Genomic DNA, 16,810 nt, shown 5'->3' with positions numbered 1-16,810 from the left:
CGCCGTGCTGGATGACGCCGTACGGGATGACGCCGTACGGGATGACGCCGTAGCCCCGCGCACGCCCAGGGCGTCCGCGGGGCGCGCTCCGCGTACCCCGCGCCCCGCGTGCCCCCGCGCTCAGCCCGCCTCGCGCGTCTCCGCCCCGTGGTCCAGCCCCTTCAGCGCGCCCAGCCGGTGCGCGTCGAGCAGCTCGATCACCCGCTCCGCGTCGCCCGCCTCGGCGGCGGAGACGATCGCCTCGTGCTCGTGGTGGTTGCTGTGCCGGGTGGCACTCTCGCTGAGGACCTTCGCCCGGTAGTGGTCGGAGCGGTCCCACAGCGAGGTCAGGACGCCGTACATCTGCGGGCCGCAGCCCGGCCCGAGCAGCGAGAAGTGGAAGCGGCGGTCGGCGTCGAGGAAGGCGATCACGTCGGCCGCCGCGTCCGCCTCGCGCATCCGCGCCTCTGCCTCCCGCATCTCCGCGAGCACGGCCGGGGTCAGCAGCGGCACGCCCCGCCGGATGGCCATGCCTTCCAACGCGGCCCGGATCGAGCAGATCTCCAGCAGGTCGTCACGGCTGTACTCGCTGACGAAGAAGCCCCTGCGGGGTACGAAGACCACCTGGCCCTCGCCCTGGAGGGACTTCAGCGCCTCGCGCACGGGGATCACCGACAGGCCCAGCCGGGCGGCGACCGTCTCCTGTCTGATCGGGGCGCCGGGCTGGTACTCGCCGGTCAGGATCAGGTCCCGGATCTCACGCAGCGCGACGTCGTGCGCGCTCACGGTCCGGCGGGGTACGGAAATGGCCATGTCCACGAGTAAAGCACAGCCTCTTGTTTTTTCGATTTTATAAGATCTAAGCTCTGTCCCGTGGACATCACCAACTTCGTAGGAGGCCGGTTCCTCGAGACCGGCCGCACCTTCACCAAGACCAGCCCCGTGGACGGCTCGGTGGTCGGCCAGGTGCACGAGGCCGACGCCACGACCGTGGACGAGGCGGTCCGGGCGGCCCGCGCCGCCCTGGACGGGCCCTGGGGCAGAAGCTCGGTCCCCGAGCGGGCCGCCCTGCTGCGCCGGATCGCCACCCGCGTCGAGGAGCGGTTCGACGATCTGGTGCGGGCGGAGTCCGCCGACACCGGCAAGCCCCTGCACCTCGCCCGCACCCTCGACGTGGCACGGGCCGCGGCCAACTTCCGCGCCTTCGCGGACACGGTCGCCGCCCACGGCATGGACTCCTTCCTCACCGAACTCCCCGACGGGCGGCGCGCGTTGAACTACGCGTACGACAAGCCGCTCGGTGTGGTCGCGGTGATCGTGCCGTGGAACCTCCCGCTGCTGCTGCTCACCTGGAAGGTCGCCCCCGCGCTGGCCTGCGGCAACGCCGTCGTGGTCAAACCGTCGGAGGAGACCCCGTCCAGCGCCGCGCTGCTCGCCGAGATCATGGCGGAAGCGGGTGTCCCGGACGGCGTGTTCAACGTGGTGCACGGCTTCGGACCCGGCTCCGCGGGCGAGTTCCTCACCACCCACCCCGGCATCGACGGCGTCACCTTCACCGGCGAGTCCGCGACCGGCTCCGCGATCATGCGCGCCGTAGCCCCGCGGGTACGGCCCGTCTCCTTCGAACTCGGCGGCAAGAACGCCGCGTTGGTCTTCGCCGACGCCGACCTCGAACGCACCGTGGACGGCCTCGCCCGCTCGGTGTTCACCAACACCGGCCAGGTCTGCCTGTGCACCGAACGCGTCTACGTCCAGCGTCCGGTGTACGACGAGGTGGCCGCCGCGCTCGCGAAGCGCGCCGCCGAACTCCGCCCCGGCCGACCGGAGGACCCGGACACCACGTTCGGGCCGCTGATCTCCACCGGTCACCGGGAGAAGGTCCGTTCCTACTACGACCTCGCCGTGCGGGAGGGCGCCCGGGTTCTCACCGGCGGGGGAGTGCCCGACCTGGGGGAGGACCTGGCCGGGGGCGCCTGGATCGAGCCCACCCTGTGGACCGGGCTCACCAACACCGACCGCGTGGTGCGCGAAGAGATCTTCGGCCCGGCCGCCGCCCTGATCCCGTTCGACGACGAGGACGAGGCCGTACGCCTCGCCAACGACACCGAGTACGGGCTCGCCGCCGCCGTCTGGACCTCCGACCTGGAGCGCGCGCACCGCGTCGCGCAGCGGATGCGAGTGGGGCTCTCCTGGGTCAACACCTGGTTCCTGCGCGAACTCCGCGCCCCGTTCGGCGGCGCCGGACTCTCCGGCATCGGACGCGAGGGCGGCACCCACTCCCTGCACTTCTACCGCCAGCCGACCAACGTCTGCGTCCAGCTCTGACGCCCGGCTCCGACCCGTATCCGTTTCTCCGAACCCAGCTCAGAGGAGACGACGCACATGTCCGACGACGTCATCACCCGAGCCGCCGAGCGACTGCGCACCGCCCAGCGGACCAAGGTGGCCTGCGCCCCGGTGCGCGATCTGATCGGGGACGACCTGGACGCCGCCTACGCGGTCCAGGCAGCCCTGACCGGCGCGCTGATCACCGACGGCGAACGCGTCGTCGGCCACAAGATCGGCCTCACCTCGGCCGCCGTGCAACGCCAACTCGGCGTTGACCGGCCCGACTTCGGGACGCTCACCGCGAGCATGGCGTACGCGGACGGCGAGCCGGTGCCGCTCGGCCGGTTTCTCCAGCCGCGGGTCGAGGCGGAGGTCGCCTTCGTCCTCGGCCGGGACCTCGACACCGAGCGGTGCACCGTCGCGGACGTGCTGCGCGCCACCGAGTTCCTGCTCCCGGCCGTCGAGATCGTGGACTCCCGGATCGCGGACTGGGACATCACCCTCACCGACACCGTCGCGGACAACGGCTCCTCCGGCGCCTTCGTCCTCGGCACCACCCCCGTCAGGCCCGGCGAGGCCGTCCTGTCCGACATCGGCATGGTGCTGGAGCACCGGGGCGAGGCGGTCTCCACCGGCGCGGGCGCCGCGTGCCTCGGCTCGCCGGTCACCGCCGTGGCCTGGCTCGCCGGTGAACTCGCCCGCAGGGGACAGCCGTTGCGCGCCGGACACGTGGTGCTCTCCGGAGCGCTCGGCCCCGTCGTCCCGGTGTCCGGCGCGGGCGTCCACCGGGCCCGCCTCGAATCCCTCGGCGACGTACGCGCCGTGTTCGAGGGAGCGGCGGCATGACCCCCGGCACCACCCCCGGCACCGGCACGGCAGCGACCGTAGCGACCGTGTCCGGGACACGCGCCGCGCGGCTCGCCGTACGGCAGATGCTCGCCGTGCGGCAGCGGACCACCGTACGACCGCTGCCCTCCACCCCCTCCCCCGACTCCACCCCCTCTGCCGACCTCCACCCGACCCCCTCCACCCCTGGCAGGACGCGATGAACCTCGAAGCGCTCGCCCGGACCCTGGCCGACGCGGCGGCGGACCGCAGCGCCGTCCCGCAGCTCAGCCGGGAGTACGATCTCGACCTCGCGGACGCCTACGCGGTGCAGCGCCTGGTGGTCGATGCCCGCAAGCGGGCCCGTACCGGTGTGAAACTCGGCCTGACCAGCCGGGCGAAGGCCGTCCAGATGGGCGTCTTCGACGTGATCATCGGGGAACTCACCGAGGACATGGCGGTCGCGGACGGCGGCCGGCTCGACCCCGGCCGGTTCATCCACCCCAGGGTGGAGCCGGAGATCGCCTTCCTGCTCCGGGGCGGCGAGGTGGCCGCCGTCGCCCCCGCCCTGGAGATCATCGACTCCCGGTACCGGGACTTCCGCTTCAACCTCGTGGACGTCGTCGCGGACAACACCTCCGCCGCCGCCTACGTGCTCGGCCCCTGGCGGGCCGCCGACACCGACACCGCCAACCGGGGGGTCGTCATGGAGATCGACGGGCGGGTGGCCGAGACCGGCTCCACGGCCGCCATCCTCGGTGACCCCTGGCGCGCGGTCGAGACCGCCGCCCGGCTCGCCCGCGCCACCGGGCTGCACCTGCCCGACGAGACGGTCGTCCTGGCCGGTGCGGCGACCGCCGCCGCCCCGCTCACCCCCGGCTCCACCGTCGAGGCCCGCGTCTCCACCCTCGGCCGCGTCAGCTTCACCTTCGACGCCTAGCCGTCAAGTGCCTTGCCGGACAGGGCACTTGGCATCAGCTCTACGGCACCAGCCCCCAGGAGGACCCCGTGGCCGTTCCCCAGGTTTTCAACTTCACCGAGTGGGTCGCCGAACACGAGCACCTGCTCAAGCCCCCGGTCAACAACCAGCAGATGTGGGAGAAGACCGGCGACTTCATCGTGCAGGTGGTCGGCGGCCCCAACCAGCGGACCGACTTCCACGTCGATCCGTACGAGGAGCTGTTCTACCAGATCAAGGGTGACATGCACGTCAACGTCATCACCGAGGACGGTCCGCGGCGGATCGACATCCGTGAGGGCGACATGTGGCTGCTGCCCCGCGACACCCCGCACTCCCCGCAGCGCCCCGAACCCGGCTCCATCGGCATCGTGGTCGAGCGCATCCGCGAGGAGGGCACGCTGGAGAAATTCCAGTGGTACTGCCTGTCCTGCGCCGCGCTCGTGCACGAAGTCGTCCTCCAGGTGCGGGACATCGTGACCGACCTTCCCCCCGCCTTCGAGGCGTTCTACGGGAGTGAGGCCGCTCGCACGTGTTCCGCGTGCGGTGCCGTCCACCCCGGCAAGTCGGCACTCTGAGCGGCACGTCAGCGCGCTCCGCACAGCAAGTCACCTTTTCCAGAAGCAAGTCGGCGCTCTAAACAGGAGACTCCCATGTTCGACTCGCACTACCTCCCCCTGATCAACGGCGAGTTCACCGCCTTCACCGAGGAGACGTTCCCGGCGACGGACGCCACCACCGGCGAACGGCTCGCCGTGATCACCCGGTCCGGCGCGGCCGAGGTGGACGCCGCTGTCGCCGCCGCCAAGGCCGCCTTCCCGGCCTGGTCGGCCACCCCGGCCGCCGAGCGGGCCAAGCTGCTGCTGAAGGTCGCGGACTGGCTGGAGGAGAACACCGAGCGACTGGTCCGGATCGACGCGCACGACATCGGCCGTACCGTCTTCGAACTCCCGCAGGACTACCGGCAGGCCATCGGCCAGTACCGCTTCTTCGCCTCCGCGATCTCCACCCACGACGGCTGGAACAACGTCACGCCGGGCGGCTGGGCCATCGCCAAGCGCGAGCCGCTGGGTGTCGTCGGCGCGATCATCCCGTGGAACGTGCCCGCGATCATGGTGAGTTTCAAGCTGGCGCCCGCCCTCGCGGCCGGTAACACCGTCGTCCTCAAGCCGGACGAGAACGCCTCGCTGTCCACGCTGGAACTGGCCAAGTACCTCGCGGAGATCTTCCCGGCCGGTGTCGTCAACGTCGTCCCCGGCTTCGGCGAGGAGGCCGGTGCGGCGCTCACCGGCAACCCGGACGTCGCCAAGCTCGCCTTCACCGGCTCCACCGAGGTCGGCAGGATCATCGCCCACGCGGGCGCCTCCCGGCTGGTGCCCGTCACCCTCGAACTCGGCGGCAAGAGCCCGAACATCGTCTTCCCCGACATCGACGACATCGACGCCGTCGTGGACAACGTCACCTTCGCCGCGACCTTCTGCAACGGGCAGTCCTGTCTCGCCGGGACCCGGCTGTTCCTCCACGACGACATCTACGACACGTTCATGGAGAAGCTGGTCACCGCATTCCGGAGCATCCGCGTCGGCTCCCCACTCGACCCCGAGACCCGGCTCGGCAGCGTCGTCTCGCCCAAGCAGGGCGAGCGCGTGCTCAAGTACATCGAGACCGGCAAGGCCGAGGCCAAGCTGATCACCGGCGGCGAGCGCGTCGAGGTGCCCGGCCACGAGGCGGGCTGGTTCATCGCGCCGACCATCTTCGAGACCACCAACGACTCCACCATCGCCCAGGAGGAGATCTTCGGCCCGGTGCTCTCGGTGATCCGCTGGAACGACTTCGACACGATGATCGAGCAGGCCAACGACATCCGCTACGGCCTCGCCTCCGGCGTCTACACCTCCAACCTGCGCAACGCCATGCGCACCGCGGACCGGCTCCAGGCCGGGCAGGTCTGGGTCAACCAGTACGTCAACCTCGTGGACGGCTCCCCGTTCGGCGGCTACAAGGAGAGCGGTCTCGGCCGCGAGGTCGCCAAGGAGACCCTGGACGCGTACACCCAGCTCAAGTCCGTGATGCTCGCCGAGCAGGTGCCGCCGCCCTTCTACGTGTGAGCCGCATCCACACGTGAGCCTCCGCGCGTGTGCGGCGCCCCCATGTGGGCCGCGTCCATGTGTGCGGCACCCACGTGTGAGCCGGGCGCCCGTGACCCCCACGGGCGCCCGGTGACCTCAGCCCGACAGGGGGCCAGCCCCCCCGCCACCCTCCCCGAGGACCCCACCATGACCGACACCAGCTCCCACACGGTCGCCGCCCTGGCGACCCCCCGAGGCCGCTACCCGCACGTCAAGGTCTCCGGGGACCTGATCCACGTCTCCGGCACCAGCGCCCGCCGCGCCGACAACACCATCGCCGGTGCCGAGGCCGACGCGATGGGCACCACCACCCTGGACATCCGCGAGCAGACCCGCGCCGTCATCGAGAACATCCGCGCCATCCTCCGCGAGACCGGCGCCGACCTCTCCGACATCGTCCAGCTCACCACGTACCTCATCGCCATGAACGACTTCGGCGGCTACAACGAGGTCTACGGCGAGTACTTCGACGAGAACGGGCCCGCCCGGACCACCGTCGCCGTCCACCAACTCCCGCACCCGCACCTGCTGATCGAGATCCAGGCCGTCGCCCGCCGGAGCCGCTCATGACCGGCCTCATCGACATCCACACCCACTACGTCCCGGACGGCTGGCCCGATCTGACCGGTTGGGCCGGACCGGACGCGCCCTGGCTGCGCGACGACAAGGTGATCATGACGGGCGCGCGGGAGTTCCGCGCCCTCACCGCCCACTGCTGGGACGCCGCACTGCGCCTCGCGGACATGGACGCCGACGGGGTGGACGTCCAAGTCGTCTCACCCACACCGGCGTTCTTCCACTACGGCCGCTCGGGCGCCGAGGCCGCCGAGATCGCCCGGATCTTCAACGACCTCGCCCTGGAGATCACCGCCCCCGCGCCCGACCGGCTCCTCCCCTTCTGCCAGGTCCCGCTCCAGGACCCGGACGCCGCCTGCCGCGAACTGGAACGCAGCGTGGCGGCCGGCCACCGGGGCGTGGAGATCGGCAACCACGTGGGCGACGACGACCTCGACAGCGAGGGCGTCGTCACCTTCCTCCAGCACTGCGCGGCGCTCGGCGTCCCCGTGTTCGTCCACCCCTGGGACATGCCCAGCTCCCCGCGCGCCGAGCGGTGGATGGCCCGCTGGCTCACCGGTATGCCCGCCGAGACGCACCTGTCGCTGATCTCCCTGATCCTCGGCGGCGCGTTCGACCGCATCGACGAACGGCTGCGGATCTGCTTCGCCCACGGCGGCGGCTCGTTCGCCTTCTGGCTCGGCCGTCTGGAGAACGCCTGGCACCGGCGCCCGGACGTCATCGGCACCTCCGAACAGCCGCCCTCGCACTACCTGTCCCGCTTCTCCGTGGACTCCGTCGTCTTCGACGAACGCGCCCTGCGCCTCCTCGTGGACACCCTCGGCGCCGACCACGTCATGACCGGCAGCGACTACCCCTACCCCCTCGGGGAACGCCCCGTCGGCTCGGTGCTCGCCAAGGCCGGCTTCCTCACCCCGGACCAGCGGGCGGCCATCTCCCACGGCAACGCCCGGCGGTTCCTGACCGGCACCTGAAGCACGCCCGCCGGAGCGCCGGGCTGGCCATCAGAAAAACGTCAGCGTTGCGGAAGTACCCGTTCCTAGGCTCAACTCCCCACACCAAAAAGCGTGTTCACCGGAAATCCCCGCGCCCGGACGGCATCCGTCCGGCAGTGGGAGGGAGCGACCTCGTGTCCGGACCGAACGCGTCCGAGCGAGCGGACAGCGGAGCAGATGACAGCACTCGGCACGTCCTCCCCTCCGGTCCACACCTGGAGCGCGGCCCAACTCACCACCGCCCTGCGGGAGACCGGCGCCCTCACCGGCACGGCCAGCGTGACCGAGGCGGCGGCCGAGCCGGTCGGCGGCGGGCTGCTGGCGGACACCTTCCGGCTCCGCCTCCGGTACGCGGGGGAGGGAACCGGCCCCGCCACACTGGTGGCGAAGATGCCCTCGCTCGACCCCACGGCGGCCCGGACCGCCGCCGCTCTGTCCGCCTACGAGCGCGAAGCCGTCTTCTACCGCGAGCTGGCCCCACGCCTCGCCGTGCGCACGCCCGCGTTCCACGGCACGCTCCCCGGCCCCGGCGGCACCCCGCCGGGTGTCCTGCTCGAAGACCTCTGTGGCATCGCCGTTCCCGGCGACCAGCTCGGCACCGCGCCGGTCGGCCGCCTGGAACGCGCACGCGCCCAACTGGCCGCGCTCCAGGCCCCGTCCTGGGGCGATCCGGAGACGGCGGGCATCCCGTGGCTGCATCGGCGGACGGGCGTGCCCATCCCCGCCCAGGCCGAACGGTACGCCCGCTCCTGGGCGTCGGTCCGCGACCGCTTCTCACCGGCCCTCGGACCCGCCGCCCGCCGCCTCATCGAGCGGTTCGGCCAGGTCTGCTCGGACTGGGCCCAACACCTGCCGGGCCCGTTCTGCCTGACCCACCACGACTTCCGCTACGACAACATGATGTTCTCCGCCGACCGTACCTGGGTGCTGGACTGGCAGATCGTCGGCTGGGGAGTCCCGCTGTGGGATCTCGCCTACCTCGTCGGCAGCTCCCTCGACCCCTCCCGACGTCGGCGGGCCGAGCGGGACGTCGTCCGGCGGCACGCGGCGGACCTCGCGGCACGAGGGGTTCCCGCCGTCACCGAGGAGTGGACGTGGGCGGAGTACCGCAGGCTCTCCCTCGCCATCCTGCTGGTGATCGTCCCGGCCGCGGGCACCGTGATCTCGAACGGACGGGGGGACGCCATGATGCTCGAAATGCTCCGGCGCGGCACCGCGCAGGCCCTCGACCTCGGAGCCGAGGAGTTCCTGCCCGCATGATCACCCCCTGGGACGACTATCCCGTCCACCAGACCCCGATGCCCGTCGCCCATCCCGCCTCCGGCGACCCCGCCCACTACGAGCGGTACTGGTTCGGCTTCTTCGACCGGGAGGCGACCACCGCCGTGGGCTTCGGGCTGAGCCTCCACCCGAACCTCGGCGTCGCCGACGCGGCGTTCTCCGTCTCCCACGCGGGCCGCCAGACCTCGCTGTTCGCCTCCACCGCCCTGCGCCCCGAACGCCCGCTGTCCGTAGGCCCGTTGTCGATCGAGGTCGTACGTCCGCTGCGCACCCTCCGGGTGGTCGCCGACGAACACGAGGGTCTGGGAGGCGAGTTCGTCTTCCACGCCCACACCGACCCGGCCGAGGAGCCCCGCACGGTGCGTACCGCGGGCCTCCGCACGGTCTCGGACGTCACCCGTGTCGTGCAGTTCGGCTCGGTCGAGGGCACCCTGACGACCCGTCAGGGCGGTACCACCGTGCTGGACAGGTCCCGGTGGCTCGCGGTCCGCAACCGCTCCTGGGGCGTGCGGTCCCTGCACGGCGGTGCCGGTGGCGGCACCCCGGCCCGGCCCGCCGCTCCGCCGGAGGCGTACTTCGTGTGGTCGGTGCTGCACTTCGACGACGAGTGCCTGCACACCACCTGGCACGAGGACCCGGCGGGCAACCGCTCGGGCGTCGTCGCCACGGCGCTGCCGGTGTGGGGAGCGGACCCAGCCCGGCAGCCCCTGCGCGGCACCGAGGCCGCGTGCGCGATCCGCTATCTGCCCGGCACCCGCAGGCCCGCACATGCCCGGCTCCGGCTCGGACCGGCCGGTGGTCCGTCCCGCGAGGTGGAGATCGAGGCGCGCGTGCCGTTCCTCATGAAGGGGCTCGGCTACGGACACCCCGACCACGCCTTCGGCGCCTGGCACGGTGGCGAGACGGTCTCCCACGAGAGCTGGAACTTCGCCTCCCTCGGCCCGGCCGACCGGACGACACCGCACACCCAGAGCCTCTCGCTCGTGCGGACCGCCGACGGCCGGACCGGCACCGGCCTGTTCGAGCACGGGGTGTTCGGACGGCACACACCCTCCGGTATGCCGGACGGCACGGCGGCGCCCACGGGAGAGTGACCGTCCGTACGGGGGCGTGCGTACGGGGCCGTGCGTACGAGGGCCGCGTGCACCCCCGTACGCGTGCACCCTCGTAGACGGCATCCCGTACGCCTACGGCACCGGGAGAGGCACCGGCGTCCTGTCTACGCCGAGGTCCGCCCGGACGTCAGGTCCAGCGCGATGTCCGTCAGCATGTCCTCCTGGCCGCCCACCATCCGGCGCCGCCCGGCCTCGACCAGCAGGGACCGGGTGTCCACGCCGTAGCGCGCGGACGCCTGTTCGGCGTGCCGGAGGAAGCTGGAGTAGACGCCCGCGTAGCCGAGGGTGAGGGTCTCGCGGTCCACCCGGACCTCCCGGTCCTGGAGTGGGCGTACGAGGTCGTCGGCCGCGTCCATCAGCGGGAACAGGTCGCAGCCGTGCTCCCAGCCCATCAGGTCCGCGACGGCGACGAATGCCTCCAGCGGGCAGTTGCCCGCGCCCGCGCCCTGCCCGGCGAGGGAGGCGTCCACGCGGGTCACGCCGTTCTCGACGGCGACGACCGTGTTGGCCACCCCGAGGGCGAGGTTGTGATGGGCGTGGATGCCCAGCTCCGTACTCGGGTCGAGGACGTCGCGGTAGGCGCGCAGCCGGTCGCGGACGCCGTCCATCGTGAGCCGCCCGCCGGAGTCCGTGACGTACACGCAGTGCGCGCCGTACGACTCCATCAGCTTGGCCTGGCGGGCGAGTTCGGCGGGTTCGGCCATGTGGGACATCATCAGGAACCCGGCCACGTCCATGCCCGCCTCGCGGGCGGCGGCGATGTGCTGGGCGGCGATGTCGGCCTCGGTGCAGTGCGTGGCGATCCGCACCGAGCGGATGCCGAGCGCCCGCGCCTGCCTCAGATCGCGCAGCGTGCCGATGCCCGGCAGCAGCAGGGTCGTCGGGACCGCGTTCCGGGTGACCCCGGCGACCGCCTCGATCCACTCCCAGTCGGTGTGCGCGCCGACCCCGTAGGTGACGCTGGAACCGGCCAGCCCGTCGCCGTGCGCGATCTCGACGGCCGCGACCCCGGCCGCGTCCAGCGCGGCGGCGATCGTACGGGCCTGCTCGACGGAGTAGCGGTGCCGGACGGCGTGCATGCCGTCCCGCAGGGTCACGTCCTGGACGTACAGACGGGTCATCGCGCCGCCACCTCCGAGATGCGTCGGGCGGCCATGCGCTCCGCGGTGCGCAGCGCGGCCGAGGTCATGATGTCGAGGTTCCCCGCGTACGCCGGGAGGTAGTGCGCGGCGCCCTCGACCTCCAGGAACACCGAGACGCGCAGCAGGCCGCCGGTGCCGGGCGCGAGCGAGCGCAGCGGGTCGTCGGCGGCCACCGTGTCGTACTGCACCCGCTGCTTCAGCCGGTAGCCGGGGACGTACGCCCGTACGCGCTCCGCCATCTCCTCCACGGACGCGGTGATGGCGGCCTCGTCGCTCGCGGAGACCAGGCAGTGCACGGTGTCCCGCATGATCAGCGGGGGTTCGGCCGGGTTCAGCACGATGATCGCCTTGCCGCGCGCCGCGCCGCCGACCTTCTCGATGGCGGAGGCGGTGGTCTCGGTGAACTCGTCGATGTTGGCGCGGGTGCCGGGGCCCGCCGAGCGGGACGAGATCGAGGCGACGATCTCCGCGTAGTGCACCGGCGCGACCGCGCCCACGGCGGCGACCACCGGGATGGTGGCCTGGCCGCCGCAGGTGACCATGTTGACGTTCGGCGCGTCGAGATGCTCCGCGCCGTTGACCGGCGGCACCACGTACGGGCCGAGCGCGGCCGGGGTCAGGTCCACCACGGTCTTGCCGTGCGCGCGCAGCACCTCGTCGTGGCGCCGGTGCGCACCGGCGGAGGTCGCGTCGAAGACGATGCCGACCTCGTCGAAGCCGTCCATGCCGACCAGGCCGTCGATGCCCTCGTGCGTGGTGGCCACCTTCAGCCGACGCGCACGGGCCAGCCCGTCGGACTCCGGGTCGATGCCCACCAACGCGGCCATCTCCAGGCTCTCCGAGAGGCGGAGCACCTTGATCATGAGATCGGTGCCGATGTTCCCCGAGCCGATGACGGCGACTTTCGTACGGGGTGCGGATGAGGCGCTCACTGCTCGGCCCTCCGGTCGGATGCGGGCGGGATGACCCCGTACTGGTACGAGGCGGATGACCCCTGCTGGTACGGGGTGGGTGACCCCTGCTGGTGACCCCTACTGGATAGACGACCGGGGTCCGACCTGGCAAAATCCGTTCCATGTCACGGAACAGCGCCAACGGCACCATGCTGGAGAAAGCCGTATTCCTCCTGGACTGCTTCGTCCCCAGTGGTGGTCCGTTCCGTCTCACGGAACTCGCGGACCGGGCGGGCCTCGCCAAGAGCACCACGTCCCGGCTGGTCGCCTCGCTGCTCGGACTCGGCCTGCTGGAACACGGCCCGGACGGCTACCACCTCGGCGGCAGGCTCTTCGAGCTCGGCTCCCTCGTCCCGCGCCGCCGGGACCTGCGCGAGGCCGCCCTGCCCTTCCTCCAGGACTTGTTCGAAGCGACCCGCGCGACCGTGCACCTCGGCGTCCGCGAGGGCCACCACGTCGTCTACGTCGAACGCATCCACGGCCACGACTCCCTCGCCCTGCCCTCCCGCATCGGCGGCAAACTCCCCCTGACCTGCACCGCCGTGGGCAAGGCCCTGCTCGCCTTCTCCCCGCCCGAACTCACCGACGAGGTCCTCACCGCCCCGCTGCCCCGCCTCACCCGCCACTCCCTCACCGACCCCGCCCGGCTGCGCACCGCCCTCGAACAGACCCAGGTCTCCGGCCTCGCCTACGAGGAACAGGAAGCCGCCGAGGGCGTCGCCTGCGTCGCCGCCCCCGTCTTCGGCCCCGGCGGCCGTGCCGTCGCCGCCCTCTCCGTGGCCGTCCCCCGCGCGGGCTTCCACCCGGCCCGCCTGGCCCCGGCGGTGCGGACAGCGGCGCTCGGGCTGTCCAGGACGCTGCGGGCGGGGAGTTGAGCGGCGGACCGGGCTCACCGGGGTCAACGGGCCTGCCGGTGAACGGAGTCGGGAGCGGCCGAGGAACGGAGTCGGGGTGACTGGTGAGAGGAGTACGGGGGGCGGCCGGTGAGCGGAGCACGGGGGCGTCCGGTGAGCGGAGCACGGGGGTGACCGGGGAATCGGAGGCGCAAAGAGCCTGTCCGTGAACGGAGTTGAGGACGAGCCGTGACGGCCGGGTGATGCCTCCCGTGATCGGGGTACCCGCATCCGCATGGCAGCGAAGACCGAACCCCTCACCCTCCTGCGGGCCGTACGCCAACTCCGCCGCGTCCGCGCCTTCTACGCGGCCGGGGCCCTGCTCTGGGCCCTCGCGGCCGCCCTCACCGGCTGGACCGAACCGGGCAGCCGCCGTATGTGGGTCGCCGCCGCCCTGCTGGCCGTCTTCACCGGCCTGCTCCTCACCGCCTCCCTGTGGCTGCGCCGTCTCGTCCCCGCTTCGTCCGCGGCCCTGCCCGCCCACCACGCGGCACCCCGGCCCGCCCTCGCCCACCGGAGCACGGCGAGCGCCTGAGCGAACCCGTCACCGTCCAGCAGGTGAGGGAGCTGGGGCTGCCCGGCGCCGAGTGTCCGGCTCGGTGTCCGGGACGCTGGCGGCAACCGGAGCAACTGGTTTTCCGGGGCGTCCCGTTCGTGCCGCGCACCGGGATCGCCGGGACGTGGCCGTCTCCGCCTTACCGGCGTTCCAGGAACACCACGTCGGTGTAGCACCAGGCCCAGTGCTCCGACGGTTCCAGGGCGGCGGCCACCGGGTGGGCGGTCCGCTCGTAGTGGGCGTTGGCGTGGGCCGCGGGGGAACTGTCGCAGCAGCCCGTGTGGCCGCAGGTCAGACAGACGCGGAGGTGGACCCAGGAGCGTCCCCGCGCCGCGCACTCCTCGCAGACCGGGCGGCCGGTGGGCGGCGGAGGCGCGGGCTGGTCCAGATGCGCGCAGCGGGTGCTCTCGGGCCTGCCACCGTCGGGCCGGACCGTCCATGTGGTCATCGTCTGCTCCTTCCTTCCTGCTGTCGGGCCTGCCGATGTCCGGCGCCGTACGTGATCAGCCGGTGTGCCGCGAGGTGCCCGTGCTGACGTCCCGTCCGGTCGGCCCGGTGTCCGTGGGACCGGTGTCCGTGGGCCCGGTGGTGTCCGGCCGGGCGGTGCCGGGGCCGCCGGTGCTCCGGCTCAGCGCGCCCGGCCACCACGTCCAGCGGCCGAGGTCGCGGACCAGGGCCGGGACGAGCAGGGAGCGGACGACCAGTGTGTCCAGCAGCACGCCGAACGCGACGATGAACGCGATCTGCACGAGGAACACGAGCGGGATCACCACCAGAGCGGCGAACGTCGCCGCGAGCACCACACCGGCCGAGGTGATCACGCCTCCGGTGGTGACCAGACCCCGGCGCACCCCCTCGCGCACCCCCAGCCGCAACGATTCCTCACGGACGCGCGACATGAGGAAGATGTTGTAGTCCACCCCGAGCGCGACCAGGAACACGAACCCGTACAGCGGGACCGAGGGGTCGGTGCTGGTGAAGTCCAGCAGGTGCTGGAAGACCAGCGCGGACACACCGAGCGTGGCCAGGTAGCTGAGTGCCACGGTGGCCACCAGCAGGACCGGGGCGACCAGCGAGCGGAGCAGGCCGATCAGGACGACGAGGATGACCGCGAGGACCACCGGGACGATGACGGAGCGGTCGCGTTCGGCGGTCTTCACCGTGTCGTAGCGCTGGGCGGTGAAGCCGCCGACCAGGGCGTCGGCGCCGGGTACGCCGTCCAGCGCGGTGCGCAGCCGGGCCACGGTGGTGCGGGCCGCGTCACTGTCGGCGCCGTCCCGGAGGGTGACGTACAGCAGGGCGCGGCCGTCGGCGACCACCGGCGGGGCGTCCGCGCCGGGCCTGCCCGCGCGGGTGAGCGGCGCGACCGCGGCGACTCCGGGGGTGCGGCGGGCCGTGTCGGCGACCTGGGAGAAGCGGTCGGCCTGGGCGATGACGACGGTCGGGTTGCCGGAACCGCCGGGGAAGTGGCGGCCGAGGGTGTCCTGGGCGGCGACGGACGGCGCGTCGTTGACGAAGATGCCGTTCATGGGGACGCCCTTGGACGCCAGCGTCGGGGAGAGCGCGGCGAACACGACCAGGGGCAGCAGGGCGACGGCCCAGACCCGGCGCGGGCTGCGGTCGATGCGGTCCGCGACCCCCTCCCACAGGCGTCGGCCGTGCCCGCGCGTGCGCTGCCTGGCGGGGGTGGCCGGCCAGTAGGCGGCGCCGCCGAGCAGGGCGAGCACCGCGGGCAGGAAGGTCAGCGCGGAGAGCAGCGCGCACACGATGCCGATGGCACCCACGGGGCCGAGGGCGCGGTTGTTGGTGAGGTCGCTCAGCAGCAGGGCGAGCAGTCCGGCGACGACGGTGGCGGCGCTGGCGACGACGGCCCCCGAGGACCGTCGCACGGCGGCGCGGACGGCACTCTGCCGGTCCTTGCCCGCCGCGAGTTCCTCGCGGTGCCGGGCGGTGAGGAGCAGCGCGTAGTCGGTGGCGGCGCCGATGACGAGGATCGACAGGATGCCCTGGATCTGTCCGTCCACCCGTACGACGCCCCGTTCGGCCAGGACGTAGACGACGGCGCAGGCCACACCGAGCGCGAACACCGCGCCGAGGATGATGACGAACGGCAGCAGGACGCTGCGGTACACGAGGAGGAGGATGACCAGGACGCTGAGGAGGGCGACGAGGAGCAGGATGCCGTCGATACCGGCGAAGGCGTCCGCGAGATCGGCCTGACTGGCCGCCGGTCCGGCCAACTGGACGGTGGTGCCCGGCACCTGCCGGGCCGCCGCGCGGACCCGGTCGAGGGCGTCGGCGAGGCCGTCACCGAGGTCGGGCCGGAGCGGGACGACACCTTCCAGGGCGCGGCCGTCGCCGGACGCGATCGGCGCGGACACGGGTCCGGCGAGGGCGGGGTCCTTCGCCAGCGAGGCCAGGGCGCGGGCGGCGCGCGGTCGCAGCGCGGCGGCGTCCGTCCCCTTCCCGGTGGTCCACACGACGATGGCGGGCAGGGTCTCCTTCTGCGCGAACGCCTTCTGCTCCCGCAGTACCTGGGTGGAGGCGGCGTTGCGGGGCAGGAAGGCCGCCTGGTCGTTGCTCGACACCTCGCCGAGCCGTCCGGCGTACGGGCCGAAGGCGGCGCCCGCTCCGAGCCATACGAGGAGCAGGGCGAGCGGGACGAGCCAGCGGGCGCGCCGGGCGGGGGTCATCGGTCTCCTCGGGTGGTGACGGGGGCGACGCGTGTCGGCGAACGCCTGCGTGGTTCACACGCGTTTACCGATGTTTCCTCATGCACGGATGCACCGCGTGCCCGGACCCGGGTTCACGGGCCGCCCGTCACCCGACCGTGTCTTTGTCGTCCGGTGCCGGTGTCGTCCGGTGCCGGACGTCCGGGTTCCGAGGCCGCGCCCGTGTTCCGGCACGCCGTCCACGAAGCCTTCCCCGGCCTCGGACACGTACGTATCCGCCGACGAGGCATGAGGTCGCTCTCCCGGCGGTTCGCGGTCCGAGGTGATCCGAAGCGCCTTGGGGGGACGGGGAGTTCAGCCGGTGCTGGGGTGGGTTGCGCCAGGACGGTGGTGCCGGGGCGGTGGTGT

At 72.5% G+C, this 16,810-nt stretch carries 17 protein-coding genes; 12 read left to right on the top strand and 5 right to left on the bottom strand.

The annotated features are described in order from the left end of the window. Positions 1-120: 120 nt before the first annotated feature. Positions 121-792, bottom strand: a complete 672-nt coding sequence (locus tag KUM39_RS13845) for a GntR family transcriptional regulator (RefSeq protein ID WP_217785892.1) — start codon at positions 790-792, stop codon at positions 121-123. 66 nt (positions 793-858) lie between these two features. Here KUM39_RS13845 and KUM39_RS13840 point away from each other — a divergent pair, with 66 nt between their 5' ends. The 10 genes from KUM39_RS13840 (at position 859) to KUM39_RS13795 (ending at position 10,165) form a co-directional block, all read left to right on the top strand. Further along, the gene (locus KUM39_RS13840) at positions 859-2,304 is read left to right on the top strand and encodes a 2-hydroxymuconic semialdehyde dehydrogenase (RefSeq protein ID WP_443732237.1); all 1,446 of its coding nucleotides are present in this window, start codon (positions 859-861) and stop codon (positions 2,302-2,304) included. Between the two features lie 57 nt (positions 2,305-2,361). Next, a complete protein-coding gene (locus KUM39_RS13835) occupies positions 2,362-3,153 on the top strand; it encodes a 2-keto-4-pentenoate hydratase (RefSeq protein WP_217785891.1) in 792 nt (263 codons plus the stop codon). Then, positions 3,150-3,356: a hypothetical protein gene (locus tag KUM39_RS13830; RefSeq protein WP_217785890.1), complete on the top strand. Its 207-nt coding sequence runs from the start codon at positions 3,150-3,152 to the stop codon at positions 3,354-3,356. The genes KUM39_RS13835 and KUM39_RS13830 overlap by 4 nt, the downstream gene beginning before the upstream one ends. Next, on the top strand, positions 3,353-4,072 hold the full coding sequence (locus KUM39_RS13825) for a 2-keto-4-pentenoate hydratase (protein WP_217785889.1): 720 nt from the start codon (positions 3,353-3,355) through the stop codon (positions 4,070-4,072). Before KUM39_RS13830 ends, KUM39_RS13825 begins: the two co-directional genes overlap by 4 nt. 68 nt (positions 4,073-4,140) lie before the next feature. Beyond that, positions 4,141-4,668: a 3-hydroxyanthranilate 3,4-dioxygenase gene (locus KUM39_RS13820; RefSeq protein ID WP_217785888.1), complete on the top strand. Its 528-nt coding sequence runs from the start codon at positions 4,141-4,143 to the stop codon at positions 4,666-4,668. Positions 4,669-4,743: 75 nt separating this feature from the next. After that, positions 4,744-6,198, top strand: a complete 1,455-nt coding sequence (locus KUM39_RS13815; RefSeq protein WP_217785887.1) for an aldehyde dehydrogenase family protein — start codon at positions 4,744-4,746, stop codon at positions 6,196-6,198. Positions 6,199-6,366: 168 nt separating this feature from the next. After that, positions 6,367-6,789, top strand: a complete 423-nt coding sequence (locus KUM39_RS13810) for a RidA family protein (RefSeq protein WP_217785886.1) — start codon at positions 6,367-6,369, stop codon at positions 6,787-6,789. After that, a complete protein-coding gene (locus KUM39_RS13805; protein ID WP_217785885.1) occupies positions 6,786-7,769 on the top strand; it encodes an amidohydrolase family protein in 984 nt (327 codons plus the stop codon). The genes KUM39_RS13810 and KUM39_RS13805 overlap by 4 nt, the downstream gene beginning before the upstream one ends. Before the next feature lie 198 nt (positions 7,770-7,967). Next, positions 7,968-9,050 carry a phosphotransferase family protein gene (locus KUM39_RS13800; RefSeq protein WP_217785884.1) on the top strand — a complete coding sequence of 361 codons (1,083 nt, stop codon included), beginning with the start codon at positions 7,968-7,970 and terminating at the stop codon, positions 9,048-9,050. Next, positions 9,047-10,165: an Rv3169 family protein gene (locus KUM39_RS13795; protein ID WP_217785883.1), complete on the top strand. Its 1,119-nt coding sequence runs from the start codon at positions 9,047-9,049 to the stop codon at positions 10,163-10,165. The genes KUM39_RS13800 and KUM39_RS13795 overlap by 4 nt, the downstream gene beginning before the upstream one ends. Positions 10,166-10,290: 125 nt before the next feature. Here the strand turns inward: KUM39_RS13795 and dmpG are convergent, their stop codons facing one another. Next, a complete protein-coding gene (gene dmpG, locus KUM39_RS13790; protein WP_217785882.1) occupies positions 10,291-11,307 on the bottom strand; it encodes a 4-hydroxy-2-oxovalerate aldolase in 1,017 nt (338 codons plus the stop codon). After that, on the bottom strand, positions 11,304-12,260 hold the full coding sequence (locus KUM39_RS13785) for an acetaldehyde dehydrogenase (acetylating) (protein WP_217785881.1): 957 nt from the start codon (positions 12,258-12,260) through the stop codon (positions 11,304-11,306). The genes dmpG and KUM39_RS13785 overlap by 4 nt, the downstream gene beginning before the upstream one ends. Before the next feature lie 170 nt (positions 12,261-12,430). Here KUM39_RS13785 and KUM39_RS13780 point away from each other — a divergent pair, with 170 nt between their 5' ends. Both KUM39_RS13780 and KUM39_RS13775 read left to right on the top strand, forming a co-directional pair. Then, entirely contained in the window at positions 12,431-13,156 is a 726-nt protein-coding gene (locus KUM39_RS13780) for an IclR family transcriptional regulator (RefSeq protein ID WP_217785927.1), read from the top strand. A gap of 253 nt (positions 13,157-13,409) precedes the next feature. Continuing rightward, positions 13,410-13,709, top strand: coding sequence for a hypothetical protein (locus KUM39_RS13775; RefSeq protein WP_217785880.1), 300 nt, complete (start codon positions 13,410-13,412; stop codon positions 13,707-13,709). A 160-nt stretch (positions 13,710-13,869) separates the two neighbouring features. Here KUM39_RS13775 and KUM39_RS13770 read toward each other — a convergent pair whose 3' ends face one another. After that, positions 13,870-14,178, bottom strand: coding sequence for a UBP-type zinc finger domain-containing protein (locus KUM39_RS13770; RefSeq protein ID WP_217785879.1), 309 nt, complete (start codon positions 14,176-14,178; stop codon positions 13,870-13,872). A gap of 55 nt (positions 14,179-14,233) precedes the next feature. Next, positions 14,234-16,423, bottom strand: a complete 2,190-nt coding sequence (locus tag KUM39_RS13765; protein WP_217785878.1) for an MMPL family transporter — start codon at positions 16,421-16,423, stop codon at positions 14,234-14,236. Between the last annotated feature and the right edge of the window lie 387 nt (positions 16,424-16,810).

Source organism: Streptomyces corallincola (genome assembly GCF_019104725.1).
In the GTDB taxonomy this organism is placed as follows: domain Bacteria; phylum Actinomycetota; class Actinomycetes; order Streptomycetales; family Streptomycetaceae; genus Streptomyces; species Streptomyces corallincola.
The sequence above is the reverse complement of the archived record's forward strand: the minus strand, read 5'-3'. Positions and strand labels throughout refer to the sequence as shown.

Bases quoted from the DNA above. Each gene is read 5' to 3' on its own strand.
- KUM39_RS13845 (WP_217785892.1), bottom strand. From the start codon at position 792: ATGGCCATTTCCGTACCCCGCCGGACCGTGAGCGCGCACGACGTCGCG.
- KUM39_RS13835 (WP_217785891.1), top strand. From the start codon at position 2,362: ATGTCCGACGACGTCATCACCCGAGCCGCCGAGCGACTGCGCACCGCC.
- KUM39_RS13830 (WP_217785890.1), top strand. From the start codon at position 3,150: ATGACCCCCGGCACCACCCCCGGCACCGGCACGGCAGCGACCGTAGCG.
- KUM39_RS13825 (WP_217785889.1), top strand. From the start codon at position 3,353: ATGAACCTCGAAGCGCTCGCCCGGACCCTGGCCGACGCGGCGGCGGAC.
- KUM39_RS13815 (WP_217785887.1), top strand. From the start codon at position 4,744: ATGTTCGACTCGCACTACCTCCCCCTGATCAACGGCGAGTTCACCGCC.
- KUM39_RS13810 (WP_217785886.1), top strand. From the start codon at position 6,367: ATGACCGACACCAGCTCCCACACGGTCGCCGCCCTGGCGACCCCCCGA.
- KUM39_RS13805 (WP_217785885.1), top strand. From the start codon at position 6,786: ATGACCGGCCTCATCGACATCCACACCCACTACGTCCCGGACGGCTGG.
- KUM39_RS13800 (WP_217785884.1), top strand. From the start codon at position 7,968: ATGACAGCACTCGGCACGTCCTCCCCTCCGGTCCACACCTGGAGCGCG.
- KUM39_RS13795 (WP_217785883.1), top strand. From the start codon at position 9,047: ATGATCACCCCCTGGGACGACTATCCCGTCCACCAGACCCCGATGCCC.
- dmpG (WP_217785882.1), bottom strand. From the start codon at position 11,307: ATGACCCGTCTGTACGTCCAGGACGTGACCCTGCGGGACGGCATGCAC.
- KUM39_RS13780 (WP_217785927.1), top strand. From the start codon at position 12,431: ATGCTGGAGAAAGCCGTATTCCTCCTGGACTGCTTCGTCCCCAGTGGT.
- KUM39_RS13775 (WP_217785880.1), top strand. From the start codon at position 13,410: ATGGCAGCGAAGACCGAACCCCTCACCCTCCTGCGGGCCGTACGCCAA.
- KUM39_RS13770 (WP_217785879.1), bottom strand. From the start codon at position 14,178: ATGACCACATGGACGGTCCGGCCCGACGGTGGCAGGCCCGAGAGCACC.
- KUM39_RS13765 (WP_217785878.1), bottom strand. From the start codon at position 16,423: ATGACCCCCGCCCGGCGCGCCCGCTGGCTCGTCCCGCTCGCCCTGCTC.